Source organism: Bacillus sp. FSL R5-0422 (assembly GCF_038610765.1).
GTDB classification, from domain to species: domain Bacteria; phylum Bacillota; class Bacilli; order Bacillales; family Bacillaceae; genus Bacillus; species Bacillus pumilus_O.
Genome location: NZ_CP152014.1, coordinates 1,327,756 through 1,343,690, shown reverse-complemented (window position 1 = coordinate 1,343,690; position 15,935 = coordinate 1,327,756). Strand labels below are relative to the sequence as shown.

Here is a 15,935-nt window from a genome sequence, read left to right as displayed (position 1 = left end):
CATTCAATTAGATATTTTTTCCTAATTTGTTCATTATTAAACAAAAAGAAGCACCGCTCTTCACGATGCTTCTCTTCTGAATTACGCTTCTAGTTTCACTGGTTTTTTCAAAATACCGAGTAAAATCGCTGTTACAACGGCACCGATTAAGATGCTGATAATATAAAGAACTGGATGATTTGTTACCCAGAAAACGAATAGTCCGCCGTGCGGTGCAGGAAGCGTGACTCTAAAGAATTCTGTTAATCCGCCAGCCACAGCTGCTCCAATGACAGCTGAAGGAATCACTCGTAGAGGGTCAGCCGCTGCAAACGGAATCGCCCCTTCAGTAATAAAGGCAGCTCCCATGAAGTAGCATGTAATCCCTGCTTCTCGGTCACGTTTTGAGAATTTATTTCTAAAAATTGTTGTAGCTAGTGCAATACCTAGTGGTGGTACCATTCCGCCTGCCATAATAGCAGCGTGCGGTGCATAGTTTCCAGCAGCAATCATCGCAAGACCAAAGGTGTAAGCCGCTTTATTAATTGGGCCACCCATATCAATTGCCATCATACCTGCTAAGATAATGCCCATTAAGACAAGGTTACCAGTACCTAAAGTTTCAAGCCAATGAGTTAATCCGTCCATCACCATTTTTACTGGTGTGTTCACAATGTAATGCATGATGATACCTGTGAAGAAAATACCAAACAGTGGATACAGCAGAACCGGTTTAATTCCGTCGAGTGACTGCGGTACGAATGTGAATACTTTTTTAAGTAACACAACGACATAACCAGCAAGGAAACCGGCGATGAGTCCGCCTAAGAACCCAGCACCTGCTGCTGACGCCATAAATCCACCGACCATACCCGGCGCAAAACCTGGACGATCTGCAATACTCATCGCAATAAATCCGGCTAATACAGCCACGATTAAGGCAAGTGCATTTTTACCTCCAATTCCCTCTAATACAGCTGCAAATGAATTAAATGATGGGTCATTAGGGTCAGCCGACTTAATGCCCCAGAAGAATGAAATTGCAACAAGAATACCGCCTCCGACAACAAATGGAAGCATGTTGCTTACACCGCTCATTAAGTGCTTGTAAAAACCACTTCTCCCTTTGCCAGATGACTCATGTTCGTCTTTTGAAGAACTGCCGCCAGAGCCTTTATAGATCGGCGCATCTTGATTAACTGCTTTTTCAATCAACTCCTGCGGACGACGGATTCCTGCTGTCACAGGTACTTCAATGACATGTTTGCCTTTAAAGCGTTCCATTTCAACTTGCTTGTCCGCTGCCACAATAATGGCTGGAGCTTCTTCGATTTCCTTTGCAGTAAGGGCGTGTTTAATACCGCCAGAGCCATTTGTTTCGACTTTAATGTCAATGCCCATTTCTTTCGCTTTTTCTTTCAAAGCATCTGCTGCCATAAATGTATGTGCAATACCTGTTGGACAAGCTGTTACTGCTAAAATCTTAGCTGGTTTACCTGCTACAACAGGCTCCTCTTGAACTTCCTCTTCTTCTTCTTCATCGTCCTTATCATGCGTATTGATGATATCAATGATTTCATCTTCAGTAGCCGCTTCAAGTAGCTGCTTTCTGATTTCTTCACGCATCAAAAGTGTTGATAAACGAGAAAGCGCTTCTAAGTGCGTGTTGTTCGCGCCTTCAGTTGCTGCAATCATAAAGACAAGATGACTCGGCTGCGCATCCAGTGATTCATAATCTACACCAGCTGTCGAGCGGCCAAATGCAATGGCAGGCTCTTTGACACTTGCTGTTTTAGCGTGAGGGATAGCAATTCCTTCACCAATACCTGTAGAACTCTGTTTTTCACGGTTGAGCACTGCTTCTTTGTAGCCCTCTTTATCATTTAGCTTGCCTGCTGTATCTAAAACAGTGACTAGTTCTTCAATGACTGCTTCTTTCTGCTGGCTGTCTAATTGAAGCTTAATGGTCTGTTTTGTGAGTAGTTCTGTTATTTTCATGATGACTCCTCCTTTAAATACGTGTGACTTTTACTTGTGGTAATAGTGTGTCGACAAGCTCTTTGGTCCCAAGCTCCTCAGAAAATGCTGTAGCACTGCCTGATGTGACGCCAAGCTTAAATGATTCTTCAATCGAAAGACCTTTCGAAACGCCGGCTAAAAATCCTGCAACGACTGAATCCCCTGCACCAACCGAATTAACAAGCGTACCCTTTGGAACATTGGACTGATAAATCCCTTCCTTACTGAATAAGAGAGCCCCATCCCCAGCCATGGATACGATGACATGTTCAGCACCTTGTTCTAACAGCTTCTTCCCATAAGGAATGGCTTCTTCCGCAGTAGAGATGCTTGTCTCAAACATTTCACCTAGTTCATGATGGTTTGGCTTCATTAAGAACGGTTTCAAGCCTGCTGCTTTCTTTAGGGCTTCTCCAGAAATATCAAGGACCACTCTAACGCCTTGCTTTTCGCATACCTCAGCAATACGTTCATACGTGTTATGCGGCAATGAAGAAGGAATGCTACCAGCTAACACAACGACATCACCTTCAATCAATGAAGTAAATTGAGACAGAAACGAATCAAATTGCGCTTCAGTAATTGATGGACCTAGTCCGTTGATTTCGGTTTCTTCACCGGTTTTTAGTTTCACATTAATTCGTGTATCTTCTGACACCTCGTGAAAGGCTGTTTGTAATTGTTCGTTTTGTAAAAAGTCTTGAATATATTTGCCTGTAAATCCACCTATGAATCCAAGCGCCTTTGATTCAACACCGTGACGTTTTAAAAGCCTTGAGACATTGATCCCTTTTCCGCCTGGATATTTTTTGTCATAGGTTGAACGATTCAAACCGCCGACTGCAAAATCCTCCACGTGTACGATGTAATCAACTGATGGGTTTAAAGTAACTGTATAAATCATGTTTTCACTACCTTTATAACCGTTTTTTCATGGTAATTATCGAATGAATCCTCTTTTGCGTCGTTTGTGATAATGGTGGCTTCCTGTAAACTAGCAAAGGTTGAAAACGATATTTCGCCAAACTTCGAGGCATCTGTTAAGATATAGGTTTTTTTCGCCTGCTTCATGGCCCTTTTTTTCATGAGCGCTTCCTCTGGATCAGGTGTTGTAAACCCCGCCTCGGGATGAATGCCGTTCGTCCCAACAAAGCTTTTGTCAAAACGATAATGTTCCATCGCCGTCAAAGCTGCGGCTCCGACCATGGCTCCTGTTCGATGTTTCACTGATCCGCCTATCAAGTAAAAAGAAATGCCTTTTCTCATGAGTGCTTCAATGTGCATAACACCGTTTGTCACCACAACAATATCTTGATCTGGATCCATATATTCAATCATTTGCTGTGTGGTCGTACCAGCATCTAAATAAATACAATCGCCTTGTTTTAAAAGTGCAGCAGCTGCCTCCGCAATCAATGACTTTTCTTGAAGGTTTTTGGCAGATTTCTCAAATACATCTGGTTCAAGTCGGATACTTGATATCTTGGCTGCTCCCCCGTGGACTCTTTTTAGAAATCCTTTTTCTTCAAGGGCTGATAAATCTCTTCTAATAGTAGATTCAGACGCATCCGTCATAATCGTTAAGTCCTGTATTTTGATGACATCATTTTCTTCTAAACAGTCGATAATGAGTTGATGTCTTTCCGGTGTTAACATGAAAACACCCCCTTTTGAAAACGTATTCATTTTGCGCGCACCTTTATTGTAATCGCTTTTTTCAACATTATCAATACAAAACAATCAAATACATTCAATAACTATCAAAATCTTTCACCATGGTCATCTTACCTTTATATGTACCATTTGTAAACTGAAAAATATGTGACATTAAGATGAAAGTCATGATCTTAGCATTTCTATCATTTTTCATTTCATTCAATAGAACTAAAAAAAGCTTTTATGCGATGTGCATAAAAGCTTTTGATACTTGATTACAGCGGAATTCACACTGATTGTATGCTTTTTCTCTTTCCGAAATTATTCATATCTAAGAGAATCAATCGGATCTAGTCTTGCTGCTTTATTCGCAGGAATTAGCCCAAAAACAATCCCAATTAGCATACTAAACAGCACACCTATACAGATGATTTGCCAAGATACTAAGGACGGCCAGCCAGCAATGAGTGATACTAACGAGGCACCGCCTATACCTAGTGCAATCCCCATCAACCCACCGATCATGGTTAACACGACAGACTCAATTAAAAATTGAACGAGTATTTGAGCTCTCGTTGCTCCAATTGCTTTTCGAATACCGATTTCCCTTGTCCTCTCTGTCACAGAAACAAGCATGATATTCATCACTCCGATACCGCCGACAAGTAACGAAATTCCAGCTATTGAGCCAATGATTGTTGTCATAACGGACGTGATTTGACCGATGCCTTCTGCGATTTCTTCCATATTGATCATTTCATAAGCATCTTCTGTATGATGATTTTCATTTAATAATGCAGCCGCATTCTTTCCTACTTCCTTCATTTGATCAGCATGTGCGACTTGAATTGACAACTTATCGTATTCATTGATCCCAAATGTGGAGGTAAGCATTGCAAATGGGACATATACTTCATTCATATCGAATGAAAGCATCCCTTTCTGTTTGGCTAGAACACCGATGACTTCAACTGGCTGTCCGTTCATCCAAATCATTTCGCCCAAGGCCTTCTTGCCATTAAATAATTCTTTTTGTAAGCCTTCAGAGATAAGGGCGGCTCTTCTGCCGCTTCTAAAGTCAATATCTTTTAAATTTTGTCCTTCTGCTATTTGTAATGAATGGACATTCGTATACCCTCCATTTATACCGTTAACTGTCGCATCCACTGTCGTATCTTGAAATCTCAGCTGCATTCCTTGCGCAGTCGAAGAGGCAACCTGATTCACTCCATTCATTGTCTTAATGCTTTTAATGTCTTCTTCAGTAAATGTGGCGTCGAATAAAGCATTAGGATTTGCATTTAACTCTTCGTCAGAAGGCGTATACGTCATATCAACGGTATTGTTTGGACCTGAAATCGATCCTTTTAGCATTTGCTCGCCGCCTTGACCGATAGCTACAACCGCAATGACTGATCCAACACCAATAATAATCCCAAGCATCGTTAAAATAGAACGTAATTTATGAGCTAAAACAGAATTCATCGCTATTTTGATATTTTCAAAGAGTTTCATTCATAGCGTCCCCTTGTGTCAATCTATCTTCAACGAGTCGTCCATCTCTTACAACGACCGTTCGATTTGTATATGCAGCTATTTCTTCTTCATGGGTAACAAGTACAATCGTTGTCCCTTCCTCATTCAACTTCGTAAACTGTTCCATGATTGAGAAGCTTGTTTTTGAGTCAAGAGCGCCTGTCGGTTCATCTGCTAAGATAAGCTTCGGCTTATTGACAATTGCACGAGCAATTGCCACCCTTTGCTTTTGCCCTCCCGACAACTCACTCGGCATATGTTTCATTCGGTCTGCCAAACCAACCTTTTCAAGTGCCATCTCTGCGCGTTCTTTTCTTTCCTTTTGACTGATACCGGCGTAAATCATCGGAAGCTCAACATTACGCCTCGCATTTAACCTCGGCAACAAGTGAAATTGCTGAAAGACAAATCCAATGAATTGATTTCGAATCACTGCGAGGTCTTGATCCTTTGCTGCTGACAGCTCTCTTCCTTGAAAATGATATTGTCCTGTAGTTGGCCGGTCTAAACAGCCAATGATATTCATTAACGTCGATTTTCCAGAGCCAGACGGGCCCATAATGGACATATACTCGCCTTTTTCAATGACAAGATCGATCTCACTTAATACATCAAATGCTTCTTGGGCAACCTCATAGCTTTTTGTCACGTTTGAAAGCTGAATCATTCAGCATTCACTTCCATTCCGTCATACATGTCATCTGATGGTTGAGAAATGATTTGATCCTCAGCTACGACACCTTTTGTCACTTCAAGGTCTTTACCTGACGTTTCCCCTAGCTCCACTTTTATTTTTTTAAGTACATTCTTTTTGACAACATAAACGTATTGCCCATCATCCTCTTTTTTTACAGCTGATTCGGGAATCGTTAGGGCTTGACGCTTATCTGTTTCAATTTCCATGATCATTTTAAAACCAGGTTTTGCTTCAGGTTTTTTTCCCTTTATCTCGATTTCAACTGGATATTGCACCGTTTGATCACCTGCAGTTGTTTCAGATGCTGCATGAGCAGGTACAATCCCCACTTTTTTCACCACTCCTTGCCAGCTCTTTCCGCGAATGACATCAGACGTGATCTTTACTTTTTGTTTCTTTTTCACTTTTATGGCGTCATACTCAGAAATCAATCCTCGTACAATCATTTTTTTCTCATTGCCAATATGAATGATCGGCTGCCTTTCTTCCGGCTTTCCTGCCCCTTCTTCTTGTTCAATGGAAATCACTGTACCGTCAATTTTACTGTGTACGATTAAATCTTCTATTTGTGCTTTTACTTTTTCTTGGCTGATCTCTGCTTGTTTTTGTTCTAATTCAGCCGCTTTCAGCTCTAACTCAAGCTGGTCTCGCTCGTTTTTAGGATTGGTGGCGGATTCGCCTTCTTGTTTTTTGTCTAATTCGCTCAATCTATTTTGTAATTGTTCGCGTTTTAACGTACTAGATTCAGCCGCAAGAGCTTGCTGCTCTTCTTCAAGCTCCAGCTCTCTATTTTCATATGTAAGAAGCGGCGTCCCAGGCTTTACCTTTTCTCCTTCTTTTACAGAAATCCCCTTCAAATGTCCCTTGTCCTCTTCTGCATAAATAAATTGCTCTTCAGAGAATGAAAGTGTGCCTGGCGTCATGACCTTAGTGGTGATTTCTTTTTGCATGGGTTTTACTGTTTTAATCGCTGCTGTTGAAGCAGGCTTTGATTGATTTTTTGCAATGTTAAAGCCAATAAATAGACCGATAACAATAATAAAAATGGATCCGATGATGATTTTCTTTCTCATAAAGACATTCTACCCCCAACTTACTGATATGGTGATTGCAGTTCCTACATATTGAAAAATGATAGATAAGAGATAAAAGACTCCTATAATAGTCCAAGTTATTCTTGGCGATATATGACCAACTTTCATCAATAAAAAGCCTGTTAAAACAAGATTCCAGATCACAAATAGATCTATATTGGCAAGCACAGCATGCCATGGACCAGACGTTTGAATGAGTGCATTTAATGAGGTGATTGTGGTGTTTTTTGGTACATGGAACAGAATGATGGACAGATGAGAAATAATCGTCCCAACGATCGTAACTGGTGTAATAAACAGGACCGCTGAAAACAGCTGCTGAAACGATGCATCACCCTTTGCTAAAAATACGATGAGCTTATATATTGCAGCATTAACCACAAGCCCGAGAAGGAGACCGATGAGCGTCACCACATAAACGACCGATACCGGCAAGCTTAAATCTGCCCACATTCCTTCATTCACCAGCTCTGACAAATAAGTCACAATCACTGTTAAAAGAAGGACACAAGTTAAAGGCCACCAAACCACCGGATTCTCCCATACTCTTTTCAGGTGCTCTGAAGGTCTTGTACTCACCCCAATGATCGTAGGCTTTTGCACATTTTCTTTCATCAAATGTCATCCTCTCTATGCTATACAAGTATGCAAACGCACATGTTCTCTCTTTATCTTTCTATTTTATCAAAAGATTGCCAATAAGTGATGGATGATTTGATTTTCTTGTTTTCATTGCGGAAAAAATGATCTATTATTCTATTTTCATGTATGAAATCCTCCAAATGACACCGTGACCAGACCATATTCATATCAAAAAATAGAGGTTTTACTGACGTAAAAACGTTTTATCAAAAAAACACATGTCTTTCGGAATAAATATCCTTTTCCTTTGAATTTGGTTGATCTTCGTGAGACACAACAATTTTTTGTTAAAATAATCCTAGTAATTTCAACAAATCCCGGCTTTATAGGACTATGATTGGTTTCTTTTATAGAACAAATGAGCCTTTAGTAACAATACTTTCATATTAAAAAATTAAAAATATCATGATTTTACTTGATCAAAAGTTATTTTTTCATATAATGTAAAATAGAGGTAGGTTAAATGATAGTGGAAATGGAGTCAAGTGAATGTTAAGAGAAAAATTGAAAACGCAATTGATTTTACTTTATGAAAAGGAACAAGAAGCATGGCAATACTTTCGAAAGGAAAGAGAACTGATTTATCATGAGCTCAAATTACTTGATATGAAAGAAAGCAGACCTTCTAATGACAAAATATACTACGCTGCTAGATGTGTAGATATTATTAAAGAGAAAAAGGGAAGCATTGTGAGCACAAAAGAATTAAAAGAACAGCTTCAAGCCCAGACAGATTTCAATGTGAGACGAATTAGCGAATTGTATGATTTGATACAGCAGCTTGATCCTCACATTTCTAAAGCACGAAGGGGATGTTTTATTTACGAAGATCACACCCAAATACCTCTACAATCTTTTCACACATAAAAAATTGGTTACAGCCGCTGGCCATAACCAAATCCTCTAATATCTATTATCCACCACTTACAGGAGGAATGAATGCAACAGTGTCCCCGTTACGCACTTCAGCGTTTCCCCTCGTATATCGTTCGTTGACTGCAACAATCACGTTTTGTGCAGCATCAACACCATATACCTCCTGTAATTCTAATTTAATCTCATCAACCGTTGTTTGATCTTTTTGAATGATGATTTGTTGTTTACCGGCCTTCTCAGCAAGGCCGGCGAACAATAATACACTAATCAAGCTGATCACCTTCTTTCTTTGCTAGTTGAAGATCGTTAGGTTTACCCTCAGGATATGAAACTGTTTCAAGCTGATCACCTATCCAGGCTTCCCCGTCTTCCCAATATTCTTTTTTCCAAATCGGCACGATTTCCTTAATTCGCTCAATGGCATATTCGTTCGCTTCGTATGCAGCCTTCCTATGAGGAGATGAAACGGCTATCGCAACAGCAATATCCGTTATATCAAGTGTCCCGATCCGGTGCACAATCGCCGCTTCAGTATCAGGCCACCGTTTCTTGATTTCCTGTCCAATTTGACTTAGCATGCTTTCGGCCATTGGTATGTATGCTTCATAAGTTAAGCGCAGCGTTTTCTTACCTTTTGTCCACTCTCTGACCGTCCCGATAAATGTCGTAATGGCCCCTGCATTCCGACTTGTCACGTGCTGAATCAATTCATTCACATCAATCGGCACTTTTGTTATTTTAAACAGTTCACTCAAAAAGAGCCGCCTCCCTTCAATAAGTTATAACAAAATGGATTCGCATCCTTTTCAAAGGCTGAAAACACTGGAAAAGAGTAATTTTTGGCTAACTGAAACTCTTGAGAAAAATAAATAGCTGCTTGTATATTGGAAAGTGTTGAAAGATCAATAAGCTCCTCTTCATTCTTCACACAAATGATTTTGCGGTATGGTGCCTGTTTATACCCTTCTATCAAGACTGCGTCTAATGGAAGATGCTGACACATGCTGAGCAATTGCTTTAACGTGATGTGCTGCATCGAAAAGTGAAATTCACCCTCCCCTTCCACGCCAGCGGCAAATGCACCCGCCCCGACATATCGATCGGTGTCTTTTTCTTTCAAAAGACGATCTGGTTTACCGCCATGTCCATGGTGTTTAAAGCAGCCTAGCTTCAGCCCATCAAGTACAGCTAGCTGACAGATCTTTTCAATTAACGACGTCTTTCCGCTGTTTTGATAACCGACCACCTGTAATATGCTTAATGTGTCATCCAGCATAGGGAACCCTCACCTTCGTGCTGAAACAGCAGAACATGTACCTGATCACCGGCCTTAAAACCTCTTGTTCCACCTGGCAGCACGATGAAGCAGTTAGCCTCTGCAATTGAGGTGACGGCACTTGATTTATCAAGACCTGTTGGGGTCACACTGAGCTGACTGCCCGTGAATTGAAGTGCTGCTCTGACAAATCGAGTGAACGGGTTGGCTTTTGGAAAATCGTGTGTCAGCTTCGCCTCAGCAAAATCGGGGAACGGCTGTTTCTTCAAAGACCATTTATAGATCATCGGTTTCACAAATAATTCAAAGCCAACAAAACAGGCAGCTGGATTTCCTGACAGGCCAAACAGCAGTTGACCATTTGGCATTGCAGCAACCGTCGTCACACTTCCGGGTCTCATGGCCACTTTATTAAATAGCACTTCAGCTGCCAGTTTTTCATAAATTGCGGGGAGAAAGTCAAAATCACCTACTGAAACTCCGCCTGTTGTGATTAAGAAGTCTACCTTCTCTAAGGCTGCTTTGACTGCTTGATAGCTTTTGTCAAAATCATCGGACACACCACCTAAATCAAGCGGCTCCCCCCCAGCTTCGAGGATCTGGGCATAAACCATACTAAGGTTACTGTTTCTAATCTTCCCGTCCACCATCGCATCACTCACTTGAAGAAGTTCTGTACCTGTTGAGATGATGCCAATCACTGGCTTTTTGACCACTGGGACGACTGCATATCCAAATGTCGCCAATAGGGCTGTCACGCCCGGAGTAACTTTGGTTCCTTTTTTGAGCATCACATTCCCTTCAAGTACCTCTTCTCCTTGACGAGAAATATTGTCCCCTTTTTTCAGCGGTCTTTTAAGTGACATATATGATTTTCCATCTTTTTCAAATGTTTTAGTCAGCTCAAGCATGATGACGACATTTGCTCCATTCGGGATTTTTGCTCCTGTCATGATACGGATGGCTTGGAAGGGACCGATGGTTTTTGCTGAGACCACTCCTGCCCCAATATGATCAATGACCTCAAATTCAACCGGATGCTCGCTTGACGCTTCTTTTGTATCCTCTGCCCTAAGTGCAAAACCATCATAAGGGGAACGATCAAATGCAGGAACATCATGATCTGCCAAAATATCTTCTGCAATGAACCTTTCAAGGCTATTTCTTAAAGGCACCCATTCTACTTGTCCATCCTTTTCATATTGATGGACTTTCTGAATGGCTTCTTGTACTGGAATTGGCTGACGTCTTTCCATCACACTTCACTCCTATATCCCTAGCAGTTTTGCTAGTAATGAATTGGCTGCTTTTTCATCATTTGTCCCATGAATTAATGCACGTCCACCTTTGAAAATGACAATACGATATGACTCATAGCGGACATGGATTAAGAAGTCATTCACTTCCATCTCACAAATAGATGACAGCCGTTCTTTCACATGCTGAAATGATAGATTAGCTAAATCCTTAGATACAACTTGTACGGTATCCCGCCCGCATAGAATCGTCGTTTTTTTACGTTGCTCGTGTAAATAAGGATAGGTTCTATCTTTGCCGCAAGATGGACAGTCCTTCTGCTTAGTATGAGACAAATCCATTTTAAACGAGGTCGCCTGCCAAAGATCAAATGTGACAAATTTCCGTTCGATTTGATCTTCATGTCCTGTTAAATATTTTAGCGCCTCTGTTTGCTGATAAGCAGAAACCATCTGAACTGCTGGAGAAATAATCCCCGCTGTATCACACGTCAAGCCGCCAACAGGCATTTCTGTAAAGACACACGATAAACACGGCGTTTTATCCGGCAAAACGGTCATATACATCCCCTGACTGCTTACACAAGCGCCATATATCCAGGGCGTCTTCGTTTCCTGCGATAAATCATTCATGATCATTCTCGTCTCAAAATTATCCGTCGCATCAATGACTATATTTGCGTTTTGAAATAACGGTCTTAACAGCTCAACACCTGCATCTTCAATTAGGGCATCTATGGTTACTTCATGATTGATCTCTTGGAGACGTTTTTTTGCCGCAGCTGCTTTTGGCACATGTGCCTTTGCATCATGTTCTGTGTAAAGCTGCTGCCGCTGTAAATTTGAAAACTCTACATAATCACGATCTACTATCGTTAACGTGCCGATCCCAGACCGGACAAGCCCTTCTGCTGAGGCCGTTCCAAGTGCACCCGCTCCAACAATTAGAACATGACTGTCAGCAAGCGCACGCTGACCCTTTTCCCCAACCGGAGGGAACAAGATTTGTCTTGAATATCGATCATTCAATGCTGTTCTCTCCTCACCATTTTTATGTATCATATCATACCGTTTTCAGGTAAATCGTTTCTTTTATTGATATTTCGAAATTCGTTTGGCGTTGCGTTCAGTTCCTCCTCTGAGACGATACGAACCTTTAGCCTTTGTATTAAATCTTTCATGGCTAATTGGTTCTCTTTTAAACACGCATCAATGGCCGGCAGACAGCGGTGGTGATAAAGCGCAAATAAAGGCTGTAATCTGCCCTGAACAAGCGGGATAATTGCGTCTACGTGCTCGCTACAATAGGACGATAATGCTTCGGCGGTCTCCCTCCGTATGAAAGGCATGTCACATGCCGTTACTAAATACCATGCTGCTTCTTTCTTTTGCATCGCCGTATACATACCGGCAAGCGGCCCGTATCCGCGTACCTGCTCATCATCTAACCACACATCTCGTTCACCTCTTTCTTTAAAAAAGGTCAGAAGTGATGGATGGCTGATGATGACCGTCTGTCCTTTCAAAAGCTGTTTTTTCACATGCTCATATAGTGGTTTTCCTTGATACATATAACTTGCCTTTGGCTCTCCAAAACGTCTCGATGCTCCTCCAGCTAAAATGACATTGACTACGTCCATCCGCTCTCCCTCCTTTGATATGGTTGTTCTAATCACTCTCATCTCGCATACTTTATTGATAACATGAATAAGGAGGGTCTATCGATGAACAGGCGTCCTGCTTCTCCCCTATTCCATGATCTATCTCAAGAGAATTTGTACTTAAAAGCGGAAGCAGCAAAATATCAACAAATGATCTCTGATTTACAATCCTCATATACGTATTCTAAAAATAAGAAGTTAACTCAAGAATATCATGAGATGAAAAAGGATTACACGCAATTAAAGCAACAATTGGATGAAATGACCATTGATCAAGATCATACGGCCTCAAAAATACAGGATCTTTCCTACAGCAAATCTGAATTGTTACATAAAATAGTCCTGCTTCATGAAATGCTCCAAAAAGAAACCTTTCATAGAAGGAAAGAAACGGAAGAAAAACACCGGTTGCATTTAAAAGTCATTAAATATAAAGAAATCTCTCAACAATTAAATGAACGGATGCAGGATCAAGATAAACGGCTTGCAAAAGAGGAGAAAAAAGGAAATACTTTATCCGCTGTGATTGAGAAACTGCAGCAAACATTAAGTGATAAAAACGCAGAGCTTCATCTATTACAAGAAGGCGTTAAACACCTGCAAGAGCGTTTTTATGAAACACAAGAGAAATTACTGCAAATCGAAAAAGCAAAGGAAACGATTTTTTATGAAACGCTCATCAGCTATCAAAAGCAGTTAGCCGAAAGCGAGGAATGGATCGCATCTCATTTTGCTGATATTGATCAGTCAGCCCAAACAAATTCACAGCCATTCTCGCGAGAAACCCTCCTGCAAACAACGGAAGAAATCGAACCTATCTTGAAAAAACTGAACGAACAAGTTCAAACGCTCCAAGCACAAGTTGATTCGGTGCAGCAAAATGGAGAGATCATGACAGTGAAGATTGATGGCTTCAAAAAACAGCGTGACCATCTGCCAAAGGAACGAAAAATTGTCTATACGGTTGATCAAAAAAAGTAATTCTCGCAATAAAAAAACTGCTGGCTTGACGTCAGCAGTTTCTTTTTTGTTTATTCGTCTTCTGTTTGAATATCGCCTTCTAGAATATACTGTCCGCGATATGGCTTTTTCACTTCAGGATACATTTTAATTAAGCTTTGCATAAACGTTGTCATATTTGGAATTTCAAGACCGCTCTCTTTTTCAATTTCTTTTTGAAGTTCAGAGCTTTTAATCGCCGCATTATGACGCTTTAACGTTTTAATTGCAGCTTCACGAAGTTTAGCTGCCTTTGAACCAGGGCGGGCTGTGCCTCTTCTACGTCTTGTAGATCCTTCAGGAATACCTACAGGTGTACCGTTTAGCTGCCCTGTTCCTAAAGATGATGCAGAATTAGATTGTGATTGTGCAGGCGGCTGGTAACTTCTCATTTCCTGTGCAGCCAGCTCAGCTAATACAGGCAGTGAATCCGTTTTTCTTTCTGTACGCACTTCTTTTTTTGTATCTGACACTAGACCTGTTCCTTGACGGTCTAATTCTCTTAATTTTGCATAAATCGCATCTCGCTCAATTTGATATTCACGGATGACCTTTACTTCTGCCTCGTTTAATTGTTCCAATCGTAATCGTAACGCTTCCCTCTCATTAAACAATGGATTTCCCCCTCATCATATAAAAAATATTCTATAGTAAATATTAGATTAGAAAACTAATTTTATCAACTATTTTTTTATCATTTTACAGTTTGTTATCAGATAGGTATTTTCAACTAAAATTTTGCCAAAGAGGAACAATCGGCATCCATTTCATTGCCACTAAAGGCTTTTGACAAACCTTAAAATATTGTAAAAAATTTGAATAAACACTTATACTACTTGATTTACATCGTTATTTACCAAACTGAAATTTCTTTTGTGCAAAAACGTTCTGAATAGTAAAAAGTTAAAATCTTTACATTTTCATTTCAAAACAAAAATGTAAATAGGTCTTTACGCCTTTTTGTTTCAGGAATATTTTTTAATAAACTCCCTCAATTTCTCTTTTCTTAAGAAGAACAAGTCCATTCCGTGCAATAGGTCGCCTATTTTTGTCCATGAAAAAACCCCCAATGATGGGGGAAAGCCTATTCTGCAGCCTTTTCAGACTCTGAAAGCACTCGATTGACACGTTTCTCAAGCATCTTCATCCCGCTTCCGCCAGCTTGGAAGTGACGCAGAGCACCTGTTTTATCAAATACATAATATGCTGGTACATATTCATTTTCAAAGGCTTCTGTTAATTTATGATCACTATCCACAAAAATTGGCTGCGTGATTTCATGCTCATTCGCAACTTCCTTTATTTTATCCAGATCTAAGTCATCCTCTGATCGCGGCATATGAACGGCTATCACGTTTAATTGATCCTTGTATTCATCACGGAATTGATTGACTTGAGGCATTGCCTCTTTACAAAGATGACAGCTGACTGACCAGAAATGAATCAATGTTGGTTTCTCACCAATTAGATCTTCTTTTGTTACTTCTCCATTTAACCATTCTTTTGCACCAGTTAGTTCTGGCATTGGTTGACGTAATTTCATTATGAAGCGCCTCCATCCATTGTATGTGTCGAAACAAAAAGGTCTAACATCAGTTAGACCCTCCTGTTTCTTCAGCTATCAATTAAAGTGTTTTTTGACCAGGCTTCCAGTTCGCTGGGCAAAGTCCACCAGTTTGTAATGCTTGAAGAACACGTAATGTCTCATCTACATCACGACCGATATTGTTGTGGAATACTGTTTGATATTGAAGTTCGCCTTCTGGGTTGATAATGAATAGACCGCGAAGTGCAATTCCTTCTTCTTCAATTAAAACACCGTATTCTCTAGATACTGTGTGGTTTGTATCAGCAGCTAGCGGATATTTCAATTCACCTAGACCATTGTCTTTACGGTCTGTGTTGATCCAAGCAAGATGCGTATGGATTGTATCAGTAGATACACCAATGATTTCAGCATCTAAATCTTCGAACTCATCATAACGATCGCTCATTGCTGTAATTTCAGTTGGACAAACAAATGTGAAATCCATTGGATAGAAGAAAAGAACTGTCCATTTGTCATTCTTCATGTTTTCTTCTAGACTCACTTTACCAAATTCCTTGTTAGCAAGTACTGCTTCCATTTCAAAACGTGGAGCTTGTTTTCCTACAAAACGCTCTGCCATATGTAAATCCCTCCAAAAATAATATCTTTATACAGACTTCTAAGCTGTATATAAAATGAGAATCAAAAGTTGAAAT

18 protein-coding genes are annotated in these 15,935 nt (G+C 40.4%); 2 read left to right on the top strand and 16 right to left on the bottom strand.

Annotated elements, in window-relative coordinates; genetic code table 11:
- Positions 1-81: 81 nt before the first annotated feature.
- The 7 genes from MKX52_RS06755 to MKX52_RS06725 form a co-directional block, all read right to left on the bottom strand.
- Positions 82-1,977: a PTS fructose transporter subunit IIABC gene (locus MKX52_RS06755; protein ID WP_144500202.1), complete on the bottom strand. Its 1,896-nt coding sequence runs from the start codon at positions 1,975-1,977 to the stop codon at positions 82-84.
- Between the two features lie 13 nt (positions 1,978-1,990).
- Positions 1,991-2,902 (bottom strand): 1-phosphofructokinase, encoded by a 912-nt coding sequence (gene pfkB, locus MKX52_RS06750; protein WP_088003908.1) that lies wholly within the window; start codon positions 2,900-2,902, stop codon positions 1,991-1,993.
- Positions 2,899-3,654 carry a DeoR/GlpR family DNA-binding transcription regulator gene (locus tag MKX52_RS06745; RefSeq protein ID WP_012009804.1) on the bottom strand — a complete coding sequence of 252 codons (756 nt, stop codon included), beginning with the start codon at positions 3,652-3,654 and terminating at the stop codon, positions 2,899-2,901. Before MKX52_RS06745 ends, pfkB begins: the two co-directional genes overlap by 4 nt.
- A 321-nt stretch (positions 3,655-3,975) precedes the next feature.
- Complete coding sequence (locus MKX52_RS06740; RefSeq protein WP_342491708.1) at positions 3,976-5,169, bottom strand: ABC transporter permease; 1,194 nt, start codon at positions 5,167-5,169, stop codon at positions 3,976-3,978.
- Positions 5,156-5,857, bottom strand: a complete 702-nt coding sequence (locus MKX52_RS06735; protein ID WP_012009802.1) for an ABC transporter ATP-binding protein — start codon at positions 5,855-5,857, stop codon at positions 5,156-5,158. Before MKX52_RS06735 ends, MKX52_RS06740 begins: the two co-directional genes overlap by 14 nt.
- The gene (locus MKX52_RS06730) at positions 5,854-6,960 is read right to left on the bottom strand and encodes an efflux RND transporter periplasmic adaptor subunit (protein WP_342491707.1); all 1,107 of its coding nucleotides are present in this window, start codon (positions 6,958-6,960) and stop codon (positions 5,854-5,856) included. Before MKX52_RS06730 ends, MKX52_RS06735 begins: the two co-directional genes overlap by 4 nt.
- Before the next feature lie 9 nt (positions 6,961-6,969).
- Complete coding sequence (locus tag MKX52_RS06725; protein ID WP_012009800.1) at positions 6,970-7,596, bottom strand: YIP1 family protein; 627 nt, start codon at positions 7,594-7,596, stop codon at positions 6,970-6,972.
- A gap of 516 nt (positions 7,597-8,112) precedes the next feature.
- Here MKX52_RS06725 and MKX52_RS06720 point away from each other — a divergent pair.
- Positions 8,113-8,490, top strand: a complete 378-nt coding sequence (locus MKX52_RS06720) for a hypothetical protein (RefSeq protein WP_003211488.1) — start codon at positions 8,113-8,115, stop codon at positions 8,488-8,490.
- Positions 8,491-8,536: 46 nt separating this feature from the next.
- Here MKX52_RS06720 and moaD read toward each other — a convergent pair whose 3' ends face one another.
- The 6 genes from moaD to MKX52_RS06690 are packed head-to-tail and all read right to left on the bottom strand — an operon-like array spanning position 8,537 to position 12,671.
- Positions 8,537-8,770: a molybdopterin converting factor subunit 1 gene (moaD, locus tag MKX52_RS06715; RefSeq protein ID WP_342491706.1), complete on the bottom strand. Its 234-nt coding sequence runs from the start codon at positions 8,768-8,770 to the stop codon at positions 8,537-8,539.
- Positions 8,763-9,254 carry a molybdenum cofactor biosynthesis protein MoaE gene (locus tag MKX52_RS06710; protein ID WP_012009798.1) on the bottom strand — a complete coding sequence of 164 codons (492 nt, stop codon included), beginning with the start codon at positions 9,252-9,254 and terminating at the stop codon, positions 8,763-8,765. Before MKX52_RS06710 ends, moaD begins: the two co-directional genes overlap by 8 nt.
- Positions 9,251-9,775 carry a molybdopterin-guanine dinucleotide biosynthesis protein B gene (mobB, locus tag MKX52_RS06705; protein ID WP_088003916.1) on the bottom strand — a complete coding sequence of 175 codons (525 nt, stop codon included), beginning with the start codon at positions 9,773-9,775 and terminating at the stop codon, positions 9,251-9,253. Before mobB ends, MKX52_RS06710 begins: the two co-directional genes overlap by 4 nt.
- Entirely contained in the window at positions 9,757-11,034 is a 1,278-nt protein-coding gene (gene glp / locus MKX52_RS06700; protein ID WP_342491705.1) for a gephyrin-like molybdotransferase Glp, read from the bottom strand. The genes mobB and glp overlap by 19 nt, the downstream gene beginning before the upstream one ends.
- Before the next feature lie 9 nt (positions 11,035-11,043).
- Positions 11,044-12,060, bottom strand: coding sequence for a thiazole biosynthesis adenylyltransferase ThiF (locus tag MKX52_RS06695; protein WP_144455899.1), 1,017 nt, complete (start codon positions 12,058-12,060; stop codon positions 11,044-11,046).
- 29 nt (positions 12,061-12,089) lie between these two features.
- Positions 12,090-12,671 carry a molybdenum cofactor guanylyltransferase gene (locus tag MKX52_RS06690; protein ID WP_224925213.1) on the bottom strand — a complete coding sequence of 194 codons (582 nt, stop codon included), beginning with the start codon at positions 12,669-12,671 and terminating at the stop codon, positions 12,090-12,092.
- A gap of 84 nt (positions 12,672-12,755) precedes the next feature.
- Between MKX52_RS06690 and MKX52_RS06685 the strand changes: the two genes are divergently transcribed.
- Entirely contained in the window at positions 12,756-13,673 is a 918-nt protein-coding gene (locus MKX52_RS06685) for a sigmaE regulated sporulation protein (protein WP_342491704.1), read from the top strand.
- A gap of 50 nt (positions 13,674-13,723) precedes the next feature.
- Here the strand turns inward: MKX52_RS06685 and rok are convergent, their stop codons facing one another.
- From rok to ahpA, 3 genes are all read right to left on the bottom strand, one after another.
- Positions 13,724-14,305, bottom strand: coding sequence for a transcriptional regulator Rok (gene rok, locus MKX52_RS06680; protein WP_144469938.1), 582 nt, complete (start codon positions 14,303-14,305; stop codon positions 13,724-13,726).
- 470 nt (positions 14,306-14,775) lie between these two features.
- Positions 14,776-15,234 (bottom strand): TlpA disulfide reductase family protein, encoded by a 459-nt coding sequence (locus MKX52_RS06675; protein WP_012009791.1) that lies wholly within the window; start codon positions 15,232-15,234, stop codon positions 14,776-14,778.
- Between the two features lie 82 nt (positions 15,235-15,316).
- On the bottom strand, positions 15,317-15,859 hold the full coding sequence (ahpA, locus tag MKX52_RS06670; protein WP_003211758.1) for a biofilm-specific peroxidase AhpA: 543 nt from the start codon (positions 15,857-15,859) through the stop codon (positions 15,317-15,319).
- Positions 15,860-15,935: the final 76 nt, after the last annotated feature.